Origin of the sequence: Paraburkholderia caffeinilytica (assembly GCF_003368325.1) — a bacterium.
Taxonomy (GTDB): Bacteria; Pseudomonadota; Gammaproteobacteria; order Burkholderiales; family Burkholderiaceae; genus Paraburkholderia; species Paraburkholderia caffeinilytica.
In genome coordinates this window covers 3,406,360-3,427,887 of record NZ_CP031466.1, presented here as the reverse complement: position 1 = coordinate 3,427,887, position 21,528 = coordinate 3,406,360, and the positions used below count along the sequence as shown (strand labels likewise).

Below are 21,528 nucleotides of genomic sequence, written 5' to 3'. Positions count from 1 at the left end.
TGAATCCTCCCGGTGTGGCTGGATCGGCGTCGCGATCAATGTTTGACCGCGTCCAGCTTGCGGGAACGGTCCACTTCCGTGCCCGGCTCGAAGTCCTCGTGTCCATGCAGTTGGCGCACTTCGATTTCGCCTTCGGCCTGCTCGCCGAACGGCGCCGGATACCGTCGCACCCATTCCATCGCTTCCTCGCGGGAGCGAACCTGAATCAGCGTGTAGCCGGCGATCAGTTCCTTGGTTTCCGCGAACGGACCGTCGGTCAGCGTGCGCTTGCCCGCGCTGTAGTGAATGCGCCAGCCTTTCGAACTCGGGTGCAAGCCGTTGACGTCGAGCAGCACGCCGGCCTTGGTCAGCTCTTCGTGGTACGCGCCCATTGCGGCCATCATGGTGGGGTCCGGCGGACCGCCGGCTTCGCTGACGGCAGTCGCCTTCACTATGATCATGAATCGCATCGCGGTCGCTCCTTGGGTGATGGGTGGCAAGTCGGGAGCCGTTATTTGTTTGCTGGCTCTTCACTCACACGACGAGCGATGCGCGACCGGATCGACAGACTTGCCGCCAGTCCAGGGAAAGCCCTAGGAGAACAGCCGCGGATAGTCGGATCGGCTTACAGGAAACACGGCCCGAGTTTGCGGACTTCGACGGTGCACCACGAGGCCGCCGGACAGGCTTGCGCGATCGCCACCGCTTCTTCACGGGATTCGCAATCGAGCAGGTAGAAGCCGCCGATCATTTCCTTGGCTTCGGCGAACGGGCCATCGAGCAGTTTCGGTTGACCGTCGCGCACCTGCACGCGCACGGCGTCACTCGTGGAGGTCAGCGCCTCGGCGGCGACCAGCTTGCCGCGCTCTTTGAGACCGGCGGCGAAACGCACCATCTGGTCATAGGCCTCACGCCCCGCCTGCTCACCACGTTCGATGCGCTGATTCGGGGGTTCGACGATAAGCAGCATGTAAGACATGGCGTCTCCAATTAATCGCGCCGTGGACGTCAACGCCTGGCAGGCATACGACGATAAAAGCGCGCTTACAGTTCGGTTGCGAAAAGCAGTCTAGCAAGCGCGGATGACTCCAGCAAACCCGTTGCACCGCCCGGACACCGGCGGATCGCAAGCCCTACGGACACTCGTAATACGGATGCGGCATGTGGATTGCTGCTTCGGTTATATCGACACACTTCCGAGGTGACATCATGCGGAATCGATCTGGCCTGGGCCTCATTGCAATCGCATTGGCGCTAATGACATTGACGGCCGGCTGCACCCTTGGCGGTGCGGTGGCAGGCGGCGTGATCGGCAACGAGGCAACCAATCACAGCGCGGTCGGCACAGTCGGCGGCGCGGTAGCCGGCGGGATTATCGGACACGAACTGGGCAAGTAACGAGCGCCTGAAGTGCCCGAATAAAGCCTGAAGTAATTCGATCAGAGAATATGACGGGTTCGAAAGCGCAACAACCCTTCATATTCTCCTATTCAGCCGCCGTCCGGCGTAACACAACAACGCCACTTTCAAGTATTCTCCCAACGCGCTTAGGCGCGTCGTGAACGCATTGTCTGTAGATTAAAGGCAGCCAATAATCCGCTTTCAATCCGATAAATCGACGCACCAATGCAATCAAACTCATCGGCATAATCTGCCGAAATAACAAACGAATCATATAAACAGAGCATCGGGGAAATTCATGCATCGATCGTTAGTGCGTAGCGGCGTCGCGGCCGCCGTGGCCTTTGCGTTGTTCCAACTCGGCGGTTGCGGCAGCGGCGGCGGCTCCAGCTCGTCGTCAAGCACGTCGACGGTCACGGCCACCTCGGTGAGCGGCACCGTCGCCACCGGGAGCGCCCTGGTGGGCGCAACCGTCACGCTGACCGATGCGACCGGCGCTCAGGCCACGGCAACCACCAACGCCCAGGGCGTGTACACGGTCTCGGTGAAGGGCATGACCGCGCCGTTCCTGATCGTCGCCAGCGACGCCACCGGCGTCTCCGCCCCGCTCTTCTCCGTACTCGCCAAATTGCCGAGCGGCACAGCGCCGGCGGTCGTCAACGTCACGACGCTGACCACGGCGATCGCCGCCATGCTGACGGCCTCGGGGAATCCGACCGACCTCGCATCCACCACGGCGCTCGCCAAGGTGACGCTGCCGTCCGTGCAGATCGCCACCATCACGCTCGACACGATGCTGGCGAAAATCCTCACGCAGAACGGCATCCAGACGGCGGGCTTCGATCCCATCGGCACGGCCTTCACGCCGAACCATACCGGCGCCGATGCGGTGATCGACACGGTGTCGCTGGTGTCGGCACCCAACGGCGGCCTGTTGCTGCTATCGAATGCGGCGCCGGGCACGACCGTCGCGCTGAACAACCAGACCGCCCAGTCGGTCACGCTGGCCGCGCCGCCCGCGGCGGCCAACTATCTGGAGCCGCTTGCGTCCCTGCTGACCGCCTGCGCGGCGAGCGGCACGCTCAACACGTCGTGCTCGCCGGCAATCGACTCCGCCTACCTCGAAAGCGGCTCGACCGATCTGGCCATCGCCCACGGCCTGACCGACACGACCCTCACCGGCGCGGTGTTCGGCTCGCCGAAAACGCTCGCCTTCTTCACGCGCAACGGCAAGCAGCTTGCGCTCTTGCAGTTGCCGTTCACGCTGGCGAGCGGCACCGCCACCGGCGTGCTCTACACCATCGCGCAACCGCTCTCCACGCCCGTCACGCTGGCGAACGGCACGCAGCTCGGCTGGGATCTGATCGGCAATCAGTCGCAATTCGCTGTGGCCATCAATTCGCAAATCCAGCGCCGCACCTTCCTCGATTCGAAGCTGAACGACGTGAACCGTTACGAGTCGGGTCTCAAGATTTCGATTCCGACCACGTTGAATCCGACGGTGTATTCGGCTTCCATCACAGGACCCGGCCTCGCCGCGCCGATCTGGCTGATGCCGCGCAATGCGCTCGGCATCAGCTCGCTGGGTTTGTCGGATCTGCCGTTGAGCGCGGCGCCGGTCTCGCCGGCGACGACCAGCAGCAATACGGAGCTGTACCGCTGGTCATGGCAATCGCTGTCGTCGACCGCGACCTTCACGCCGGCGGCTTCGACCGGCTACTACTCGGCGCAGTCGATCGACGCGAGCACCGTGCCGCTTTACTCGACCTACACCGTGACCTTCTACGACGCGAACGGCGCACAGCTCGGCCAGTCGTCGATCATCAATCCGGGCAGTCCGTTGAACGCGGCGGCGGGCAGCACGGTCGCGTGGCCGACACTGCTGTCTGACTTCGCGACCCAGTTCCTCACGCCAAGTGGGTCGCTGGCCGGCGTGCAGTACGCGATGAGCGTAACGTGGTCGAGCCTCGTGAACGGACAGAATCTCGCGTATCCGGTGACGTCCGTGCAGATCCAGGCCACCCCTGGAACGGGCTCCAGTTCGACGACGGCAATCGACGGCTTCTCGAGCGGCGCGCCGAACAACACCACGGTCGGCCAGTATCAGGCCACCGTCTTTGCGGGGCTGAATGCCGCAGGCGTGCAGACTTGCACGAATTGCCCGTTCCCGGCGTTGACGTCCGGTGGTTCGCGGCTCGTGCAGTTGGGGGGTGGACAGAACGGAACCACGTACTACGATATGACGAAGTACAACGACTAGGGCAAACCGGCGCAGGCTACGGCCGATGCGGGCTGTCCGTCCTACATGATGCAGGTGCAGTGATGACTGAAGTCGTGTTGAATTCCACCATCACGTGTCCGGCGTGCGGTCATAAGAAAGACGAGACGATGCCCACCGACGCCTGTGTGTGGTTTTACGAATGCGCCCATTGCAAGGCAGTCCTCAGGCCGAAACCCGGGGACTGCTGCGTGTACTGCTCGTACGGCACCACCAGGTGTCCGCCGATGCAGCAGTCAGGTTCATGCTGCGCGGGCCAGGACACGTGACAACGCCGCAGGCAAGACTCGCGAACGCGCGCCAGCAGTCCCACGCGTCGGTATTCATCGAGCGGGCAAGAGCGACCGGGCCTGCTTGAGAAGCGCGTGCGACGCCGCAAATTCATTGCGTCCCGCCAGAGTGAGTGCGGCGTGGCCGGTGCGCGCGAACAGCTCGTCGTCGGACGTCGCGAACGCATTCAAACCGGGATCCGGAGCGTCGTATCGGCGAAAGAACGCGAGCATGTCGAACGCGTCGAGCCGCCAGTCCTCTGGACCGGCCTTGGCGAGAAGCTCGGCGGCGGCTGCCAGTTGCCGGGTGGCTGCAAGGAATTCAGAGCGCTCCATGACATCCGTCTCCTGATAGGTCGCCGTCGCCGGTGCTTCTGAGCAGTCTAGCGCAGGTCTTCGACAGAATCGCACCCACTCATCGGGAAGGTTGGCTTCCATGCAGACTGAACAGCGACTCAGTGTTCTACGGCAAATTCCGCGCAGCGTGTGGGTGCTTGGCTGCGTCAGCCTGTTCATGGATATCTCATCCGAAATCATCCATAGCCTGTTGCCCATGTTCCTCATGGCCGCTCTCGGAGCCAGCGCAACCACGATCGGTGTCATCGAGGGCATTGCCGAGGCGGTAGCGCCTATCGTCAAGGTGTTCTCCGGAACCCTCAGCGACTATCTGGGAAACCGCAAATGGCTTGCCGTCGCAGGGTACGGACTGGGCGCCCTGAGCAAACCGCTTTTTGCCGTGGCGCCGACCATCGGTATCGTGGTGACCGCGCGCATCATGGACCGGGTGGGCAAAGGCATCAGAGGCGCGCCGCGCGATGCGCTCGTGGCAGATGTCACGCCGCCCCATCTGCGAGGTGCTGCATTTGGGCTTCGCCAGTCGCTGGACACCGTCGGCGCATTCCTCGGGCCACTGCTGGCCGTTGTCATCATGTTGGCGTGGGCCGATAGTTTCCGGCTCGCCTTCTGGCTTGCTGTCATTCCCGGCCTGCTCGCGGTCGCCCTGCTGACATTTGGCATCGATGAACCCGCGCGGGAGCCGAACGCGAAGCGGGTCAATCCGATTCGCCGGGACAGCATCAGGCAGCTCGGCACGCGCTACTGGTGGGTGGTCGTAGTTGGCGGAGTATTTGCGCTGGCGCGGTTCAGTGAAGCATTTCTCGTGTTGCGGGCCATGGGAAGTGGCGTGCCGATTGCGCTGGTTCCGCTCATGATGGTCGCGATGAATGTCGTGTATGCGCTTTCAGCCTATCCGTTCGGGAAATTCGCCGACACGATGAGCCACACCCGATTGCTGGTCGCAGGCCTCGTCGTGTTGATTGCTTCAGACCTGGTCCTCGCCCATGGCACCCAGTGGAGCGTCGTGCTCGTGGGCGTCGCGCTGTGGGGTCTGCACATGGGGATGACACAGGGGTTGCTGGCCACGATGGTTGCTCACACCGCGCCTGCGCAACTGCGCGGCACCGCGTTCGGTATCTTCAACCTGCTCAGCGGCGCCATTACGCTTGTGTCCAGCGTTATCGCCGGCACTTTGTGGGACCGCCTGGGTGCGGCGGCCACGTTCTATGCGGGAGCAGGTTTCTGCGTCCTGACGATCGCGTTGCTTTTGTCAGGACGAACGCCTGACACTTCAGCGGGTCGCTGAGCCTGGGTTATTGACGCAACTGCAACCCTGCAAACTCGCAGGCCAAACTAAAGCAAGCCCGCGAGTTTGCATCAACAACGCATCACGACGCTTTTTCCAGTTTCACGATGGTCAGCGTGCCGTCGACGTCTTCAATGCGCACCTTCACCTTGTCGCCTTCGTGAATCCGCTTGACCATCGAGGCATCCTTCGCCTTGAAGGCCATGGTCATGGCCGGCATCCCGACGTTCTGCAGCGCGCCGTGTTTCAGCGTGACCATGCCGGAGGCCGGGTCCACTTTTTTTACCTCTGCATCCGTGAGCGCCGCATTCGGCGTGTCCTTTGAAGCCGCCGGCTTCATGGACATGTTCATGCCCGCCATATCGTCACCCGCAAACGCGGGGGCGGCAGCCATGGTGCCGAAAGCAGCGAGCGCAACAATCCATTTCTTCATTGAAATTCTCCAGTTTGGGTAGTAGGCACGGTTGTGCCGGAAGGTACAGCATGAGAAAGCCGCGCGTCGGGCAGACGCTTCGCGCGGCGGCGTTGCAGCAGGAACCACGCTGCGGGAATAACCAGCATCGACAGGATGGGCGCCGTGATCATCCCGCCCACCATCGGTGCAGCGACGCGCTGCATGACTTCCGAGCCGGCACCGTGCCCGACCATGATGGGGATGAGACCGGCAAGCACGACCGCAACCGTCATCGCCTTGGGACGGACACGCTGCACGGCGCCCTCGCGAATCGCGTCGAGAAGCAGCGCTTCGGTCAGCGGCTCGCCTGCGTCGAGTCGGCGAGTCAACGCGCCCTTCAGGTAGAGCAGCATCACGACACCGAACTCCGCGGCCACGCCCGCGAGCGCAATGAATCCCACGGCGGTCGCGACCGACACGGCATGTCCCAGCATCCAGATGAACCAGAAGCCGCCGACCAGCGCGAAGGGCACCGTCGACATCAGCAGCAGCGCGTCACCAACCGAGTTGAACGTCAGGAAAAGCAGCACGAAAATGACAACCAGCGTCACGGGAATGACGGTGCGCAACTTCGCCGCCGCCCGCTCCAGATATTCGAACTGACCGGACCACGCAATCGAATACCCGGCGGGCAGCGTCACTTTCTCGGCGACTGCGCGCTGCATGGCCTGCACGGCTGAATGCAGGTCTGTGTCGCGGATATCGACGTACACGTAACCAGCGAGTCGTGCATTCTCACTGCGAATCATCGGCGGACCGTCGGCAATCGTGATGTGCGCCACGTCGTCTAGCCGGATCTGCGCGCCACGGTCTGTCACGACCGGCAGCGCGCGCAGCTTCTCGAGCGAATCGCGGATCTCGCGTGGATAGCGGATGTTGATCGGAAAGCGCTCCCGCCCGGCAATGACCTCGCCGACGTTTTCGCCGCCGACCGCGGTCGAGACGATCGACTGGATGTCGGCAACCGCAAGACCGTAGCGCGCCGCCGCCAGCCGGTCGATATCGACGTCGATGTATCGCCCGCCGTTCAGGCGCTCGGCGAGGGCGGACGTCACCCCGGGCACGGTCTTGACCGCCGCTTCGACCTGCGTTGCGACCTTGTCGATCTGCCCGATGTCAGGGCCCGAAATCTTGACGCCGACCGGCGTCTTGATCCCCGTGGAGAGCATGTCCAACCGATTGCGGATCGGCGGAACCCACACGTTCGAGAGCCCCGGCACCTTGACGGTGCGGTCCAGTTCGTCGACCAGTTTCTCCGGCGTCATGCCGGGCCGCCACCGGCTGCGTGGCTTGAACTGGATCGTGGTCTCGAACATCTCGAGCGGCGCGGGGTCCGTCGCCGTGTCGGCGCGGCCGGACTTGCCGAACACGGTCTGCACTTCCGGGACGGTCTTGATGAGCCGGTCGGTCTGCTGCAGCAGTTCACTCGCTTTCTCCGCCGAGATGCCCGGCAGCGCTGTCGGCATATACAGCAGATCGCCTTCGTCGAGCGGCGGCATGAATTCGCCGCCGAGCCGCGAAAGCGGAATCGCCGACGCGGCGAGCGCAACCACCGCCAGACCGATGGCCAACCACGGACGGCGCAACGTCGCCTCCAGCAACGGCCGATAGAGGCGGATCAGCACGCGATTGATCGGGTTCGCGTTCTCGTGCGGAATGCGACCGCGAATCAGCAAACCCATCAACACCGGCACCAACGTTACCGACAGCCCCGCTGCCGCTGCAATCGTGTACGTCTTCGTGAACGCCAGTGGGGAAAACAGCTTGCCTTCCTGGCCTTCGAGCGAGAACACCGGAATGAACGATAGCGTGATGACGAGCAACGAGAAGAACAAAGCCGGCCCGACCTCGGCGGCCGACGTGGCGATGAGCTCCCAACGTTCAGCCGCAGTGATCGCCTTGCCGGGATGGTCGTGGTCGAACGCTTCGAGATGCTTGTGTGCGTTCTCGATCATCACGATGGCCGCGTCGATCATCGCGCCGATGGCAATCGCAATGCCGCCCAGCGACATCAGATTCGCGTTCACGCCTTGATACCGCATCACGATAAAAGCGGTCAGCACGCCCAAGGGCAACGACAGGATGGCGACGAACGCACTGCGCAGATGGAACAGAAAGACCGCGCAGACGAGCCCAACGATAATGAATTCCTCGACGAGCTTGTCTTTCAGGTTGTCCACCGCGCGTTCGATCAGCTGCGAGCGGTCGTAGGTCGTCACGACTTCCACGCCCGCGGGCAGTGAACGCTTCAGCTCGGCGAGCTTGGCCTTCACCGCGTCGATGGTGGTCAGCGCGTTCTTGCCGGAGCGCATCACGATGACGCCGCCCGCCACTTCGCCCCGACCGTTCAGCTCTGCGATGCCGCGCCGCATCTCGGGGCCGATCTGAATCCGCGCGACGTCGCCCAGCAGCACGGGCGTACCGGCCTCGTCGGTGCGCAGGACGACGTTGCGAAAGTCATCGAGCGTGCGCAGGTAACCCGACGAGCGCACCATGTATTCGGACTCCGCCATCTCGACGACCGACCCGCCCGATTCCTGATTCGCCTTGCCCAATGCGTCGGCGACCATCGTCTGCGTGATGCCGTAAGCGCGCAGTTTGTCCGGGTCGAGCACAACCTGATATTGGCGCACCATGCCGCCGATGCTCGCGACTTCGGACACATCCGGTACCGACTTCAGCTCGAACTTCAGGAACCAGTCGTTCAGGGCGCGAAGCTGTCCCAGGTCGTGCTGTCCGCTCCGGTCGACGAGCGCATATTCGTAGACCCAGCCGACACCGGTTGCGTCCGGCCCGAGCGATACCGTCGCGCCTGGAGGCAGCCTGCCCTGCACCTGGTTCAGATACTCGAGCACACGGGAACGCGCCCAATACTGGTCGGTTTTGTCGTCGAACAGGACATAGACAAATGCATCGCCGAATGACGAATAGGCGCGAATGGTTTTTGCCCCCGGTACGCCCAGCAGCGTCGTAGTGAGGGGATAGGTGACCTGGTCCTCGACGACCTGCGGCGCTTTACCCGGATACGAGGCTTTGATGATGACCTGCGTGTCGGACAGATCAGGCAGCGCGTCGAGCGGCGTTTGCGTTACCGAGTAGACGCCCCATGCCGTGACGAGCACGGTGGCAAGCAGCACCAGAAAGCGGTTGTAAATGGACCATCTGATAAGACGCGCGATCATTTGGCGCCTCCCATCGGTTCGACTGTCGTCAGCTGGTAGCCGCTGTCCGTCTGCCGGAATGCGAAGTGCACCACGTCGCCGGGCCTGGCGTCCGGAAAGGCGGCCGGCGACGGTTTGCCGAATGCCATCGTCATCTTGCCCCAGCCCAGAGCCGGGACCGGCTGATGGGAGAACGTGATGTCTTCGGCGGTCACCTTTTCGATCCTGCCGGTGGTCTCGTACGTTTGGGATGCACCGGTCGTGGCGGGTGCGGATGCAGGCGCGCTCGAGCCTGCGTTTGCGCTGCTCGCGAGTCGAGGAAGAACCGATTTGAGGCTGGCCTCGGAATCGATCAGAAACTGGCCGGACGCCACCACCTGATCGCCATCGGCCAGACCGCTCAACACTTCGATTTGAGCGCCTGTCTCCTTGCCGACGGTGACATTCACCGGCTGCAAACGGCCGTCACCGTTCCTGACAATGACCACCGTGCGCTTGCCCGTCGTGATGACGGCTTCGGACGGAACGAGCAGACGCGAGACCGGCTTCTGCGCGCCGACCCGCACGCGCATCAGCATGCCGGGCGTCAGCTTGAACGCGGCGTTGTCGATCGCGAGACGTGCCTGGAGCGTACGGCTGCCGGTGCTGATGCCCGGCAGGATTTCGCGAATCCGGCCTTTGAAGCGCTCGCTGGGATCGCCGGCGAATGCCGCATCCACCGTCATGCCGGGCTGCACGGTCAGCGCCAGGGACTCCGGTATTTCGACGATCAGCCATAGCGTTGAAAGGCCGGCGATCTTGGCGAGCGTCTGCCCGGGCGTGACCATGGCGCCGTCGCGGACGTTCAGTTCGCTGACAACACCCGTTTCGGGCGAGGTCAGCACGACATGCGTTTGCGCCTTTCCGGTCCGGTCGAGATTCGCGACGACGCCATCCGGTATCGACATCGCCCGCATGCGCGCGCGAGCCGCGTCGAGCATGCTGCTGTCCATGCCGCTGCGTTTGAGCGCGAGGTACTCTTCCTGCGGCGCCAGCCAGTCCGGCACGAAGAGCGACGCGATCGGCGCGCCTTTCGCTATCCGCTGCATCGGTGCGTCCGCGTACAGGCGGTCTATGTAGCCCGTGACGCGCGACTGCACCACATCGGCGCGCGATTCGTCGAACCGCGTGGTTGCGACGGCGTCGAATCCTTCGGCGACTTCCTGCCGTCGCGCCGTTGCGTAGCGGATGCCGAGGTTCTGCTGCAAGCCCGAGTCGATTTTGACGCCGCTCGCGCTGGCGTCATCGGCAAAGACGGGTTCGAGCTGCATGTCCATGAAAGGCGACTTGCCCGGTTTGTCGAAATGCTGATTCGGAACCATCGGGTCGTGCCAGTACAGCACTTTGCGCCCCGTCTTCGGGTCGGTCTTGTCGCCCGTGGTGGGCGTTGTGGCAGACGTCGCGGCGGGCGTTGCGGCTAACGTCGTGGCGAAGGAAGCCGGGTCCGCCGACGTGGCATGACGCGTGCCGGCCAGGTAGCCCGCGCCTGTCAAAGCAGTTGCAGCGAACGCAATAAAGGCCGCGCGCGCCAGTTGTTTCTTTTGCATGGTGTTCTCCTTCACTGGCTGATGGACATCGACGCGGGCACAACCTGGTATTCGAGCTGCGCCCATGTCTGGGACACCTCGCGCCGAAGATCGAGCACCTGTAGCTGGGCGTCGAGCAACGCCCGCCGGGCAGCAAACGTATCCGCGAGCGACCCGCTACCCGCCTGATAGGCCGCGGCAGCGAGCTGCACGCGCCGGTCTGCGGCAGGCAACAGAGCATCCGTGAGATGGGCGATGCGCTCGCGGCCACTGGCGAGCGTCGCCGACTGCGTGCGGATATCCGCTTCGACTTGCCGCTGCGCGTCTTCGTACATCAGCCGCGCCTTGGTGCCGAGTTCCGCCTTTTCGGCAGCGTCGCGGTTCTGGCGATTCTTGCGATTGATCGGCAACGGAATGCTCACGCCGACCGAAACCATGTTCGAGTACTGCCCGCCTCGCTGCTGATAGGAGACTTCCCACGTCCAGTTGGGACTGCGGTCGCTGTTGGCGACAGCCGTATCGGCGTCGGCCACGGCGATGTCCCGCGAGGCGGCCACCAGGACCGGCTGAACGTCGCGAAGCTCATCGGGTGGCAGAGAGGACACATACGATTGCGGCGCGGGTGGATCGCCGCTCACATCGAGAACAGGCGTAGCAGTCCAGCGCGACAGGCCGATTAGCGCGGTTTGAAATGTCTGTTGTGCCTTGAGCAGTTGATCCTGCGTCTGCGCGAGCATCGCCTGGGCTTGCACGACGTCGGCCGCGCTTGCCTTGGCTCCCCGGTAAGACGCTTTCGTCGCGTCCAGTTCGTGGTCCATGTGACGCACCAGCTCCTGCTGCAACGCGAGCGCCTGCTTCGCATAGACGGCGTTCAGCCACGCAGCCGCCGTTTGCTGCCGTGTGTTCGCGAGCTGCAGCAGATAGCCGGCTCGCTCGCGGTCCACCACGTCGTTCGCCCGCGCGGAAAGCAGGCGGCGTTTATCACCGGAGACCCATTCCTGCTCGATGCCGATACGGCGCATCGTCATGAAGTCCTGACCAATGGTGAACCGTTGCGAGCCGTTGACCGGCAGGTTGTCGATGCCCGCTTTGAGCATCGGATCAGGCAACTGCCCGGCCCGGACCGCGGCATTGGAACTGGCGCGCACGGAGGCCTGTGCGGCGCCCATGGCGGACGAGCGGTCGGTCGCGGCCTGAAGCGCCGCATCGAGCGTGTAGCTGGCTTCCTGAGCGTGTGCCGCGCCGCTCGCGAAAATCAGCGCGGCGAGAAGCGAGCGCGCGCGCCGTGGTGCACGCCGGGTTGACGGCGCGTGAAGAATGAATGGCATGTTCTAACCCCAACGGCGAACTCCCAAAAGGAGTCCACGTCCTGGACGCAGGACGACCTCACCGCAAACGCGGTGAACCTGTCAGCAAGGGATTAGATGGCGCGAGGAGGTCGCCACGGTCCGGTCGGCTCACGGACCGGCAGCGACTGCGCGTAGTGGAAAACAACGGTGCTCGATAACCCGGCAGGCCGGGTTATTCCGGTCGGAGAGACCGGGTGATACAGACTGCCGAGCTGGCATTGCGCCATGACCTTGCAGAAAAGGCCCTTGGCTTTTTCGGGCTGCGATGAATGCGTCGACTCACAGCCGGACATGTCGGCCGACATCGCGTCGCTCTCGTCGGCGCTCATGCTCATCTGCATTGGACATTCTCCCGTCAAACCGCTGGCCGCCAGCCCACTAATGGGCAGCGCAGCGCACAGCAACAGGAGGAGCACAGTCCGCAGAAATCTCATGCCGGGGATTATAGCCGCACTGCTTTAACCGGGTGCATCGGATTAACTAACCACAGGATTTGCGTTGATGCGAAAAAACGCCCCATGCGGGGCGTCCTTCGTTTGAGCGTTGGCTTGCGGCAGAACGCGACGTTGCTTAGACCGTCGCTTCGACAATCGCTTGCGTATGGGCCGATCTCATCAGCCCCTCGATCATCTTCGTTTCCGCGTTCGCGATCTCGCTCAACGATGCGATCGACAGTTGCCCATCCAGAATCGCCAGCGCTGTGCAAAGACGGGCGTACTCGCTGTCTTCGAGCATCCAGGCGCCGTCGTGATGCTCACGCGCGTCGAGCTGCACCATCGCCGCATGCGCGCTTTCAATATCGGCAATGACGTCTTCACCGAGTCCAAGACGCGCCAACTCCTGCGACACCAGCAAATGCCGGCTCAAGGTCAGGTGCAAATCCCGTGTGCCCCGGCCGCGCCGGAACGCATCGAGGGCGGTGTAGCACTGCAGGAGCATCGCCGTGGTGACCGGCTCGTGGGCAGTGCGGCTATAGGTCAGCGCGCGCAGCAGCGGGGACATGGCCGGCTGGGTGTGCTTGCGGACTCGCGATTTACTGGACATATCGATTCAACCTCCTTCGCTAACTCTCGGCTTTGCCACCGAATGCTGTGCTCTCCGGTGGCAAAGGCCGCCGATGCGCCGGCGGCTTGACAGGCCCTCAATGTGAGTCTGTGTAGCCATCATGGCAAGCAACTATTAAGACAGACTTAAACAACTCAAAGTCTCGACTGTGCCCGGCACCCCGCTACGTGCAAGCCGGTTTTCCGCTGCGGCTGGCGGGAAATGCAACGCTGGCATATAGGTTCGGATCGGGTAAATACAAGTCGCATTGGTGGCGCGGACGAAAAAAACCCTGTTCCCGCAAGGGAACAGGGTCGGACAGGATGGAAGAGTCGTACAGGCGCGTGGATGCTTGCCGATCTGTAACCACCACAAACTACCAAAGCTGTTGCTACTTGAACTGCTACTGCGTTGCTGCGTTGGTGCATACGGCATTAGTGCGTTGCTGCATTACTACCTTGGTGCATTACTGCATACGGCATTACTGCGGTGCTGAATAACTACCTTGGCGCATTACTGCATACGACATTACTGCGTTGCTGCATTACTACCTTGGCGCGTTACTGCATACGGCATACGGCATTACTGCGTCACAGCTCGGTCCCTCACCATCGACATCGCCGCGCTGTAACCCCCTGCTGATCCGTGCGCATGGACGCTGCGATTGCGCACTATTTGCATTGCTTCGACTTCCTACTGCCTTACTGCCCTGCCACGTTGGTCAAACGCGGCAAACTGCCATCAACGGTACGGTTCAAAACAACGCGGGGGAAGACCGCGTCGATGGGCTCGGTGACTTGTCGCTCCATGGAAAACAGTTTATGTGAGCACGCCTGAATGCAATTGGGCGAAACGAGGGGAATTGGCAGGTCAATTTGCCGAATCGGCGAGGCGTGGCGTGGCGCGGCGGTTTCTTCAGGCGTCAGTTGTGAAGTTGAACGGCCGAAACCTAAGCGCATGGTAAAAAGGCACCTCTGACGTGACAATCCACGATAATTCACACTCGCTGCCCGCGCACCGGAAACGCTACCCGCATGTCCGTTCAAGAACCTGCCCTTACCCTGCGCCCGGCGCTAGATGCCGACGAGCGCTTTCTCTTCGAACTGCGCAAGGCCACCATGACCGAGCATCTGGCGCGCGCCGGCGAACCCGCCGACGATGCCGAGCATCGCGCGCGCCTGCATTATCGCTACGACGCGGCGCGGGTGATTTGCGTCGACGGCGCGCCGGCCGGTTTGCTGAAGGCCTATCGCACCGAGACCGAGTGGTTCGTCTCACAAGTGCAGATCGCGCCTGAGCATCAAGGCTGCGGGATCGGCGAGCGCGTGCTGCAAACCGTCTTGCAGGCCGCGCAGGCGGAGGCATTGCCGGTCGCCCTCAAGGTGCTCAAAGACAATCCGGCCAGACGCCTGTACGCGCGCCTCGGCTTCGAAATCGTCGACGAAGACGAAATACAGTTCCACATGAGACGTGCGCCGCACGTGTCAGCGAAAACTCAGCCAGAATGATTGTCTGAGACAGACGAAACGAGACCTTGCCATGACCTTTCGCGACACCTCGGCCATCAAGAGCTGGCACGCCCACGTTTACTTCGATTCAGGCAGCCGCGACGCCGCGTGGACCTTTCGCGAGCAAATCGAAGCGCACTGGAACGGCAAACTGCAAATGGGCCGCTTTCACGAACGCCCGGTCGGGCCGCATCCGATGTGGTCGTATCAGCTCGCATTCGCACCGGAACAGTTCGCCGAACTCGTCGGCTGGCTCACCCTGAATCACGGCGCGCTCGATATCTTTCTGCACCCGAATACCGGCGACGCCTTGCGCGACCACCGCGACGCGGCGATGTGGATCGGCCATTCGCACGACCTGGTGCTGAGCGCCTTGAAGTAGGCGCCAGGGCAGTTTCACATCACCCGTACCGGCGTGCAGCCGCTTCCCCTGTCACATATTCGAATACGAACTGCACCAGCCACGCGCGGCGACCTGCTTGTCGCCGAACAGCGTGCAGCCACCGTAGGCGTCGGTCGTCTTACCCTGGAATAGCGAGCAGTTGGCGCAGGTTTGTCCGGCGGCGTAGCCCGGGAATTTCGCCTTGTCGACCTTCGACGCGTCCTCTTTATAGCCGACGGCCTGCGCCTTCGGATCGGCTTCGCTCAGCGCGTTGGCGGTGTCGGCGAACGCGGCGCGGGACAGCATGAGCGATGAGCTGACGCCCACACTCAGCATCAGAAAATGGCGGCGTGAGGTTTTCATCATGGTCGGATGGAAAGTGGGGATGCACGGTTTTGGCGGTCTGCAAAGATTCTAGCGCGAGCACCCACTTCTCTGCTGGCTGGCGTGCAGGGTTCTTTAAATCAACCCCATACACACGGCAGCAACGATCGACCCCACCACCAGCACCGCGCCGACGGTTTTGCGTTTGTTCAACTCCGTCCAAAGCAGGACGCCGGTGAGCGACAGCAGAACGATGCTGCCCGCCAGCGTATCGATCAGCAGCACCCAGCCGACGCTCAAGCCGACGCCCTTGTGCAGATTCGTGAGCGTCGCGAGAAATGAGTTTTCGCTGCGCTTGACCGTCACATAGCCATTGCCGACCCAGTACTCCGCGGCGGTGTTTTCGTGCGGCGACGAAAAGGTCAGCTGCCAGTGCTCGGGCTGGAGTACGCTGCGCTCGCCCCACGCAACCGGATGCGCGGGCTCTTTCTGCGCGCGTCCCGGACTGCCGGCCAGTTTCAGTTCCTGCTTGAGCCACTTGCCGAGTTCGCGCGGCGTTTCCGGCGCCGGTTGGGGCAACGGCACCTGCACGACCGACACCTGCGGCTCGCCGGTCGGCACCTTGAGCGGCCCGCCACGATGATTCAGCAGAAAACCCGTAGTGCCGAACAGCAAACCCAGCGCCGCGCCCCACAAACCGATCCAGCCATGTACTTTGCGCAGCCATTTGACGAAGGTCGCGCGACGCGAGCGCTGTTGCCGCGCCTTCTGCTCGTCGCGGTCGAGCCGCTGCGGTTCGCTCGTCCCGGCGTCGATGGCCGCAGGCGGTCGGATTTCAATAGCCTCAGGTACGCTCACGTTTCGCTCCAGGTGCGCAACAGGTTGTGATAGCAACCGACGAGGCTGCGGCGCGCGGCATCGTCGGCCTGTGTGGCGTTCAGACGTTGAATCGCCGTGTCCATATCGAATAGCAAGGCGCGCTGCGTGTCGCTGCGCACGAGGCTTTGCACCCAGAAAAAGCTGGCAAGGCGCGCACCGCGCGTGACGGGCGTGACCTGATGCAGACTGGTGGCGGGATAGACGATCATGTCGCCCGCGGGCAGCTTGACCTGTTGCACGCCGTAGGTGTCTTCGACAACGAGTTCGCCACCGTCGTATTCGCCGGGTGCGGAGAGGAACAGCGTCACCGACACGTCCGTGCGCAACTTCACGCCGTTGGGCAGCACCCGCACCGCGCCGTCCACATGGCTGCCGAATTGCATGCCGCCTTCGTAGCGATTGAAGAGCGGCGGATACACCTGGTTCGGCAACGCCGCGCTGATGAAAAGCGGGTTGCGCTCGATCGCCGCGAGAATCACATCGCCGAGTTCACGCGCGAGCGGTGAATGCTCGGCGATCTGCTGATTGCGTTTGACCGGCGCGCCCTGATAACCGGCGGTCGCGCGGCCATCGACCCATGCGTCGCCGGCGCTGTCGAGCCGCTCGCGAACAAAGCGCAGTTGCTCGGCGTTCAGTACATTCGGAATGTGCAGCAGCATCTTGAGTTTCCTTGGCCTCGTTACGTCGGCTTGCCATTTGCGAGAGCGGCAAGCCTACCGTATCGATACGGCGCGCTTCAGAACCGGTAGTCGAACGTCGCCAGCAGCGTGCGTCCGATACCCGGCACGGAACGGCCGCCGTCCGACTGGATGAGCGCGTCGTAGTACATCTTGTTGGTCAGGTTCAGCAGATTCAGCCGAACGTCGTATTTCTTCGCGTGATAAGCGGCGGTCGCATCCCAACGGGTGTAGCCCGGAACCTGCACGTAGTTCGTGTTCGACGCGTAGCGCGGCGACATGTAAGTCGGGCCGCCGCCGATTTCCCAGTGCGGCGTGATCGCATAAGTGGTCCAGAACGTGAGCGTGTTGCGCGGTGTGTTGGCCGGCACGTGTCCCTGGGTGCCGTCGCGCGCCTTCAGGATGATGGCGTCCATGTAGGTGTAGCCGCCAAACACTTGCCACTTGTCGGTAATGTGGCCTGTCACGCCGGCCTGGAAGCCGTCGACGCGGATGTCGCCGTCGAGTTCGTATTCGGTCGGCGAGACCTGCGTGCGGGCGTTGGTCATTTCCTCGCGGAAGAACGCGGACGTCACCGAAATATTGCCGCCCAGCAGGTCCCACTTGCCGCCGACCTCATACGACCGGGTCGACTCCGGCGCGAGGTTCTGCGTCAGATTGGTGACCGTCAGCGCCTCGAGCGACGGATCGAACGACGTGCCGTAGGACACGTAGTACGACTGCCAGTCGGTCGGCTGATAAATCACGCCGGCGCGAACGCTGGTAAAGAAGTTGGTTTGCGTGGCGTAGCCCGGCAGGCTGATCGTGTTGTGGATCTGTGCCTGGAAGCGGTCCCAACGCAAGCCGCCGATCACCTTCCAGTGCTGACCGATCGACACGGTGTCGTTCACATAAGCGCCCATCTCGTTCGAGCCGGAGTCGGCGTAGTTGCCGACCGTGGTGGTCACACCGGCGGGCGAAGACAGATACGCCGGGTTCACCATCGAAACAACCGGCAAGTTGTTGCGCGTGTAGGCCTGATTCGAATAGCTGTCGTGGCCCAGTTCGAAGCCGGCAATCAAATCGTGTTTGAGCGGCCCCGTGTCGAATTTGTACTCGAGCGCGGTGTCGTTATACAGCGAGTGGTTTTCGATCACACGGTCGTGGCTTTGCAACTTGATGAACAGTTGCGAAGGCGACAGCGTCGTGAAATTGCCGTTGGTCAGCGCGGGGCTGGTGGCAAGCGGCCCCGTCAGCACCGCTTGCGGCGCGGTTTCGCGCGCATCGGTCAACGAGTGCGAGAACTGCGTCTGGTTGGTCAGCGTGAGCTGGTCGGAGAACTTGTGTTTGATCGCGGCGGTGAACGTCTGCACGTCCTGGATGGTGCGATCGGTGGTCAGGCCATAAAACGTGTTCTTCGGCACCGGCGACGGGTGGCCGTTCAACGCCTGCACGCCGTAGTCAGGCATGTCGTAGTTGTGCTGGATCAGCGCGGAGATCGTGACTTCAGTCGGCGTGCCGATGCCGAAGCGCACTTCCGGCGCGATGCCGTAGTCCTTGTTCTTCATCTCGTCGCGCGTCGAACCAAGGCTTTGGCCGAATGCATTCAGGCGGATCGCCGACGTGTCCGTCAGCTTATGGTTCACGTCGACGGTGCTGCGATAGCGGTCGTCGGTCCCAATCATGCCCGTGACTTCCGCCGAGTCCTTCAGGTTCGCTTTCTTGCTCACCTGGTTGATCACGCCACCCGTCGAACCACGGCCGAACAACATCGACGACGGACCGTACAGCACTTCGAGTTCTTCGAGATCGAACGTGTCGCGGTAGTACTGGTTGCGATCGCGGAAGCCGTCCAGATAGATGTCGTTCTGCGCAGTGAAGCCGCGCAAGTTGATGTTGTTGCCGATCTGGCCGCCTTCGGCCCCGCCGATGGTCACGCCCGGCGCATTGCGCAGCGCATCCTGGAACGACGTGGCGCCTTGGGAAGCAAGCACCGACTTGTTGATCACGGTGACTGATTGTGGAATGTCGCGCAACGCGGTGGGCGTCTTTGCGCCGACGTTCGAGCGCTCCGCCTGGAAGTCCTGCTGTTCCGCTTGCGCCGCGACGCCGATGGTCGGCAAGGTTCCGTTGTCACCCGCCGCGCTCGTCGACCCGTTTTGAGCCGACGGCTGCGATGCGGTTTGCGGCGCGGTCTGCGCGACCGCGGGCGTGGCAAATGGAACGGCAAAAGCTAGCGCTAACGCAGTCGCAAGCGGTGTGTGGTTGAACATGGGAAATCCCGTCGAATGTGCGCTTGCCCGATCCGCATGCTCGACATGGAATCAATGACAAAACCGCAATTGGCTGGCTGCCGGTCTCCTGCTTGGAGCGAAGACGACGGGATGGCTGGCTGATGGTTAAATGAGAATCGATATCATTCCATACGCATAAAAACGCATCAATCGCGCCGAACCTTACCCGGTGTAATCGAATTATTTCTAATTTTTACCAACGTATGGAATATGTAATTTTCAAGGCTTCGCGATCGGCGCAATATTACGCACTTGTAATATTAAGTGACCTAATGCGTGGCAATTCTGGATATTTGTTAGACGAATAGGCGGGCTTGTGTATATCTTCGATAAATACGTCAACTTCTCTCAACTTGACGCAGAGTCGATCTGCATGCCCCCGACGATCTAGCTCGGCGATGAAAGCACGCGGCATTTACGCAAGTCAGTCGAGCGGCACGGAAAACTTTCTAACTGCTGACAATTCGCCGTGTTTTCGTATGCCGGCGGCCGAACACGAAACCGCCACACCGTTTATCCTTTTTACAACACCGCAACCCGCTACTGTTCCGTCCATCCTCGGAGTTGACCATGCAATACCGCAAATTCGGCCGCACTGGCCTGACCGTTTCGCGCCTGTGTCTCGGCACGATGACCTTTGGCCTGCAAACTGAAGAGGATGTGTCGCGGCGGATTCTCGACACGGCGGCGGACGCCGGCGTGAACTTCATCGACACGGCCAACGTTTATCCGCTGGGCGGCGGCGAGAGCATCGCCGGGCGCACGGAAGAGATCGTCGGACGGTGGCTGAAGGGCAAACGCGACCGCTTCATTCTGGCCACGAAGGCGGTCGGCAAAATGGGGCCGTCGGCGTGGGATCAAGGCGCATCGCGCAAACATCTGCTGGATGCGATCGACGCATCGCTGCAGCGCCTCGGCACGGACTACGTGGACCTGTACCAGCTCCATTCCGACGACGCGAACACCCCGCTCGACGAGACGCTCGAGGCACTGGACGTGATCGTGCGATCCGGGAAGGCGCGATATATCGGCGTGTCGAATTTCCTGGCGTACCGGCTGGCGCGCGCGCTGGGTCGCGCCGACGTGTTGCGCGTGGCGCGGTTTGTATCGGTGCAGCCCCGCTACAACTTGCTGTTCCGGCAGATCGAGCGGGAGTTGCTGCCGCTGGCGGATGAAGAGCAATTGGCCGTGATGCCTTACAACCCGCTGGCGGGTGGTTTGCTGACCGGTAAGCATCGGGTGGATGCTGCGCCCACGTCTGGGCGATTCACCGAAACCGTCGGGAAAGCAGGGGCCATGTATCAGGAGCGGTATTGGCATCAGCGCGAGTTCGAAACGATCGAGAAACTGAAGACGATCGCTGCGCCGACGGGCGAGTCTTTGACGCGGGTTTCGCTGGCGTGGGTGCTGGCGAATCCGCTGATTACGTCGGCGATTATTGGCGCCAGTCGCGCCGAGCAGTTGAGCGATACGCTGTCGGCTTCGGAGCTTGTGCTCGATGCACAGGTTAAGACGCAACTCGATGAGGTGAGTCACGAATATCGATGGGGCGATGCGGCCAGGTAGTGTAGCGCGTTCGGTGACGCCTTCTGTGATGTCTTCGATGACGCCTTTGACGGTGGCGCCGGTTGCCCGGCCGCCGCCATCAAAGGCATAAGAGTCACCGTCCGTATCGAAGCACCGTACTGGCTGCGGCGAGCACGTGATCCTTGATAGCCGCCTGCAAGGCGTCGCGCGTCAATCCTGCCGGCAATGCGTCGGGCGCTAAATCAAGCGCATAAACCTGCGCGAAATAGTGGTGCGGAATGTCCCCAACCGGCGGGCATGGTCCGTAATATCCTGGGCCGCCAGTCCGGTTCGTTCCGCCCACGCTACCGGCCGGCGGCGGCGCACCCGCGCCGAGCCCGGTCGCCGACGGCGCGATGCCATATAGCACCCAGTGCACAATGCCCAGACCCTTCGCGCCGTCCGGGTCGAAAATCGTAATCGCGTAACTCTTCGTGCCGGCAGGCGCGTTCCGCCATTGCAAGGCCGGTGACACATTCCCGCCACCACAATTGTTCGCGCTTGCAGCGTGGCTCGAATCCAGTGTGCCGCCGTCGGCCAAACCGGGCGACGACAGCGCAAATGCATCAGCCGCGCGGACATTCGCTGCAGCAAAAGTCAGCACGACACACATGCCGGCAAAAAACAGGCGTCGTGCAACGCCCGCGGTATTGCTTCGACTCATCGTCGCCCCCCTTGTATAAGTTAGCAAAGCTGAAAAAAGTCGTGGCGCAACAAACGCGCGTCACGGCCACCGGTGACAAACGTATCGAACGGGCGCTTTATTCCGCCGACGCA

21 protein-coding genes are annotated in these 21,528 nt (G+C 62.3%); 7 read left to right on the top strand and 14 right to left on the bottom strand.

Going from position 1 to position 21,528, the window contains the following annotated elements:
* Window positions 1-35: 35 nt before the first annotated feature.
* Both DSC91_RS15045 and DSC91_RS15040 read right to left on the bottom strand, forming a co-directional pair.
* Complete coding sequence (locus DSC91_RS15045; protein ID WP_115779458.1) at window positions 36-449, bottom strand: YciI family protein; 414 nt, start codon at window positions 447-449, stop codon at window positions 36-38.
* Window positions 450-604: 155 nt separating this feature from the next.
* Window positions 605-958 (bottom strand): YciI family protein, encoded by a 354-nt coding sequence (locus DSC91_RS15040; RefSeq protein ID WP_115779457.1) that lies wholly within the window; start codon window positions 956-958, stop codon window positions 605-607.
* 278 nt (window positions 959-1,236) lie between these two features.
* Between DSC91_RS15040 and DSC91_RS15035 the strand changes: the two genes are divergently transcribed.
* The 3 genes from DSC91_RS15035 to DSC91_RS38225 all read left to right on the top strand — a co-directional run bounded on the left by DSC91_RS15035 (window position 1,237) and on the right by DSC91_RS38225 (window position 3,927).
* Window positions 1,237-1,377 carry a glycine zipper 2TM domain-containing protein gene (locus DSC91_RS15035; protein WP_373291961.1) on the top strand — a complete coding sequence of 47 codons (141 nt, stop codon included), beginning with the start codon at window positions 1,237-1,239 and terminating at the stop codon, window positions 1,375-1,377.
* A 301-nt stretch (window positions 1,378-1,678) separates the two neighbouring features.
* Entirely contained in the window at window positions 1,679-3,640 is a 1,962-nt protein-coding gene (locus DSC91_RS15030) for a hypothetical protein (RefSeq protein ID WP_115779455.1), read from the top strand.
* Window positions 3,641-3,702: 62 nt separating this feature from the next.
* Window positions 3,703-3,927 carry a GDCCVxC domain-containing (seleno)protein gene (locus tag DSC91_RS38225; protein WP_115779454.1) on the top strand — a complete coding sequence of 75 codons (225 nt, stop codon included), beginning with the start codon at window positions 3,703-3,705 and terminating at the stop codon, window positions 3,925-3,927.
* A gap of 54 nt (window positions 3,928-3,981) precedes the next feature.
* Here the strand turns inward: DSC91_RS38225 and DSC91_RS15020 are convergent, their stop codons facing one another.
* Window positions 3,982-4,263 (bottom strand): hypothetical protein, encoded by a 282-nt coding sequence (locus DSC91_RS15020; protein ID WP_167470501.1) that lies wholly within the window; start codon window positions 4,261-4,263, stop codon window positions 3,982-3,984.
* A 100-nt stretch (window positions 4,264-4,363) separates the two neighbouring features.
* Between DSC91_RS15020 and DSC91_RS15015 the strand changes: the two genes are divergently transcribed.
* Window positions 4,364-5,569 carry an MFS transporter gene (locus DSC91_RS15015; protein WP_115779453.1) on the top strand — a complete coding sequence of 402 codons (1,206 nt, stop codon included), beginning with the start codon at window positions 4,364-4,366 and terminating at the stop codon, window positions 5,567-5,569.
* 82 nt (window positions 5,570-5,651) lie between these two features.
* Here DSC91_RS15015 and DSC91_RS15010 read toward each other — a convergent pair whose 3' ends face one another.
* From DSC91_RS15010 to DSC91_RS14985, 6 genes are all read right to left on the bottom strand, one after another.
* Window positions 5,652-6,002, bottom strand: coding sequence for a copper-binding protein (locus DSC91_RS15010; protein WP_115779452.1), 351 nt, complete (start codon window positions 6,000-6,002; stop codon window positions 5,652-5,654).
* Window positions 5,999-9,205 carry an efflux RND transporter permease subunit gene (locus DSC91_RS15005; RefSeq protein WP_115779451.1) on the bottom strand — a complete coding sequence of 1,069 codons (3,207 nt, stop codon included), beginning with the start codon at window positions 9,203-9,205 and terminating at the stop codon, window positions 5,999-6,001. Before DSC91_RS15005 ends, DSC91_RS15010 begins: the two co-directional genes overlap by 4 nt.
* Window positions 9,202-10,770 (bottom strand): efflux RND transporter periplasmic adaptor subunit, encoded by a 1,569-nt coding sequence (locus tag DSC91_RS15000; protein ID WP_115779450.1) that lies wholly within the window; start codon window positions 10,768-10,770, stop codon window positions 9,202-9,204. The genes DSC91_RS15005 and DSC91_RS15000 overlap by 4 nt, the downstream gene beginning before the upstream one ends.
* An 11-nt stretch (window positions 10,771-10,781) precedes the next feature.
* Window positions 10,782-12,077, bottom strand: coding sequence for a TolC family protein (locus tag DSC91_RS14995; protein ID WP_115779449.1), 1,296 nt, complete (start codon window positions 12,075-12,077; stop codon window positions 10,782-10,784).
* A 92-nt stretch (window positions 12,078-12,169) separates the two neighbouring features.
* The gene (locus tag DSC91_RS14990; protein ID WP_115779448.1) at window positions 12,170-12,532 is read right to left on the bottom strand and encodes a hypothetical protein; all 363 of its coding nucleotides are present in this window, start codon (window positions 12,530-12,532) and stop codon (window positions 12,170-12,172) included.
* A gap of 136 nt (window positions 12,533-12,668) precedes the next feature.
* Window positions 12,669-13,142 carry a hypothetical protein gene (locus tag DSC91_RS14985; RefSeq protein WP_115779447.1) on the bottom strand — a complete coding sequence of 158 codons (474 nt, stop codon included), beginning with the start codon at window positions 13,140-13,142 and terminating at the stop codon, window positions 12,669-12,671.
* A 1,034-nt stretch (window positions 13,143-14,176) separates the two neighbouring features.
* On the opposite strand from DSC91_RS14985, the gene DSC91_RS14980 reads away from it, so the two are divergent.
* Window positions 14,177-14,650, top strand: a complete 474-nt coding sequence (locus tag DSC91_RS14980) for a GNAT family N-acetyltransferase (protein WP_115779446.1) — start codon at window positions 14,177-14,179, stop codon at window positions 14,648-14,650.
* A gap of 31 nt (window positions 14,651-14,681) precedes the next feature.
* Complete coding sequence (locus DSC91_RS14975; RefSeq protein WP_115779445.1) at window positions 14,682-15,032, top strand: DOPA 4,5-dioxygenase family protein; 351 nt, start codon at window positions 14,682-14,684, stop codon at window positions 15,030-15,032.
* Between the two features lie 51 nt (window positions 15,033-15,083).
* Here the strand turns inward: DSC91_RS14975 and DSC91_RS14970 are convergent, their stop codons facing one another.
* The 4 genes from DSC91_RS14970 to DSC91_RS14955 all read right to left on the bottom strand — a co-directional run bounded on the left by DSC91_RS14970 (window position 15,084) and on the right by DSC91_RS14955 (window position 19,164).
* Window positions 15,084-15,395, bottom strand: a complete 312-nt coding sequence (locus DSC91_RS14970) for a high-potential iron-sulfur protein (protein ID WP_115779855.1) — start codon at window positions 15,393-15,395, stop codon at window positions 15,084-15,086.
* Between the two features lie 96 nt (window positions 15,396-15,491).
* Window positions 15,492-16,214: a PepSY-associated TM helix domain-containing protein gene (locus DSC91_RS14965; RefSeq protein ID WP_115779444.1), complete on the bottom strand. Its 723-nt coding sequence runs from the start codon at window positions 16,212-16,214 to the stop codon at window positions 15,492-15,494.
* Window positions 16,211-16,894: a Fe2+-dependent dioxygenase gene (locus DSC91_RS14960; protein ID WP_115779443.1), complete on the bottom strand. Its 684-nt coding sequence runs from the start codon at window positions 16,892-16,894 to the stop codon at window positions 16,211-16,213. The genes DSC91_RS14965 and DSC91_RS14960 overlap by 4 nt, the downstream gene beginning before the upstream one ends.
* Before the next feature lie 77 nt (window positions 16,895-16,971).
* Window positions 16,972-19,164: a TonB-dependent receptor gene (locus DSC91_RS14955; protein WP_115779442.1), complete on the bottom strand. Its 2,193-nt coding sequence runs from the start codon at window positions 19,162-19,164 to the stop codon at window positions 16,972-16,974.
* Window positions 19,165-19,755: 591 nt separating this feature from the next.
* Between DSC91_RS14955 and DSC91_RS14950 the strand changes: the two genes are divergently transcribed.
* Window positions 19,756-20,751, top strand: a complete 996-nt coding sequence (locus tag DSC91_RS14950; protein ID WP_115779441.1) for an aldo/keto reductase — start codon at window positions 19,756-19,758, stop codon at window positions 20,749-20,751.
* 94 nt (window positions 20,752-20,845) lie between these two features.
* Here DSC91_RS14950 and DSC91_RS14945 read toward each other — a convergent pair whose 3' ends face one another.
* Entirely contained in the window at window positions 20,846-21,415 is a 570-nt protein-coding gene (locus DSC91_RS14945; RefSeq protein ID WP_115779440.1) for a YbhB/YbcL family Raf kinase inhibitor-like protein, read from the bottom strand.
* Window positions 21,416-21,528 lie beyond the last annotated feature (113 nt).

What these genes read in the sequence shown, in the direction of transcription:
- DSC91_RS15045 (WP_115779458.1), bottom strand. Translation starts at nt 449, where the DNA reads ATGCGATTCATGATCATAGTGAAGGCGACTGCCGTCAGCGAAGCCGGC.
- DSC91_RS15040 (WP_115779457.1), bottom strand. Translation starts at nt 958, where the DNA reads ATGTCTTACATGCTGCTTATCGTCGAACCCCCGAATCAGCGCATCGAA.
- DSC91_RS15035 (WP_373291961.1), top strand. Translation starts at nt 1,237, where the DNA reads ATGACATTGACGGCCGGCTGCACCCTTGGCGGTGCGGTGGCAGGCGGC.
- DSC91_RS15030 (WP_115779455.1), top strand. Translation starts at nt 1,679, where the DNA reads ATGCATCGATCGTTAGTGCGTAGCGGCGTCGCGGCCGCCGTGGCCTTT.
- DSC91_RS38225 (WP_115779454.1), top strand. Translation starts at nt 3,703, where the DNA reads ATGACTGAAGTCGTGTTGAATTCCACCATCACGTGTCCGGCGTGCGGT.
- DSC91_RS15020 (WP_167470501.1), bottom strand. Translation starts at nt 4,263, where the DNA reads ATGGAGCGCTCTGAATTCCTTGCAGCCACCCGGCAACTGGCAGCCGCC.
- DSC91_RS15015 (WP_115779453.1), top strand. Translation starts at nt 4,364, where the DNA reads ATGCAGACTGAACAGCGACTCAGTGTTCTACGGCAAATTCCGCGCAGC.
- DSC91_RS15010 (WP_115779452.1), bottom strand. Translation starts at nt 6,002, where the DNA reads ATGAAGAAATGGATTGTTGCGCTCGCTGCTTTCGGCACCATGGCTGCC.
- DSC91_RS15005 (WP_115779451.1), bottom strand. Translation starts at nt 9,205, where the DNA reads ATGATCGCGCGTCTTATCAGATGGTCCATTTACAACCGCTTTCTGGTG.
- DSC91_RS15000 (WP_115779450.1), bottom strand. Translation starts at nt 10,770, where the DNA reads ATGCAAAAGAAACAACTGGCGCGCGCGGCCTTTATTGCGTTCGCTGCA.
- DSC91_RS14995 (WP_115779449.1), bottom strand. Translation starts at nt 12,077, where the DNA reads ATGCCATTCATTCTTCACGCGCCGTCAACCCGGCGTGCACCACGGCGC.
- DSC91_RS14990 (WP_115779448.1), bottom strand. Translation starts at nt 12,532, where the DNA reads ATGAGATTTCTGCGGACTGTGCTCCTCCTGTTGCTGTGCGCTGCGCTG.
- DSC91_RS14985 (WP_115779447.1), bottom strand. Translation starts at nt 13,142, where the DNA reads ATGTCCAGTAAATCGCGAGTCCGCAAGCACACCCAGCCGGCCATGTCC.
- DSC91_RS14980 (WP_115779446.1), top strand. Translation starts at nt 14,177, where the DNA reads ATGTCCGTTCAAGAACCTGCCCTTACCCTGCGCCCGGCGCTAGATGCC.
- DSC91_RS14975 (WP_115779445.1), top strand. Translation starts at nt 14,682, where the DNA reads ATGACCTTTCGCGACACCTCGGCCATCAAGAGCTGGCACGCCCACGTT.
- DSC91_RS14970 (WP_115779855.1), bottom strand. Translation starts at nt 15,395, where the DNA reads ATGAAAACCTCACGCCGCCATTTTCTGATGCTGAGTGTGGGCGTCAGC.
- DSC91_RS14960 (WP_115779443.1), bottom strand. Translation starts at nt 16,894, where the DNA reads ATGCTGCTGCACATTCCGAATGTACTGAACGCCGAGCAACTGCGCTTT.
- DSC91_RS14955 (WP_115779442.1), bottom strand. Translation starts at nt 19,164, where the DNA reads ATGTTCAACCACACACCGCTTGCGACTGCGTTAGCGCTAGCTTTTGCC.
- DSC91_RS14950 (WP_115779441.1), top strand. Translation starts at nt 19,756, where the DNA reads ATGCAATACCGCAAATTCGGCCGCACTGGCCTGACCGTTTCGCGCCTG.
- DSC91_RS14945 (WP_115779440.1), bottom strand. Translation starts at nt 21,415, where the DNA reads ATGAGTCGAAGCAATACCGCGGGCGTTGCACGACGCCTGTTTTTTGCC.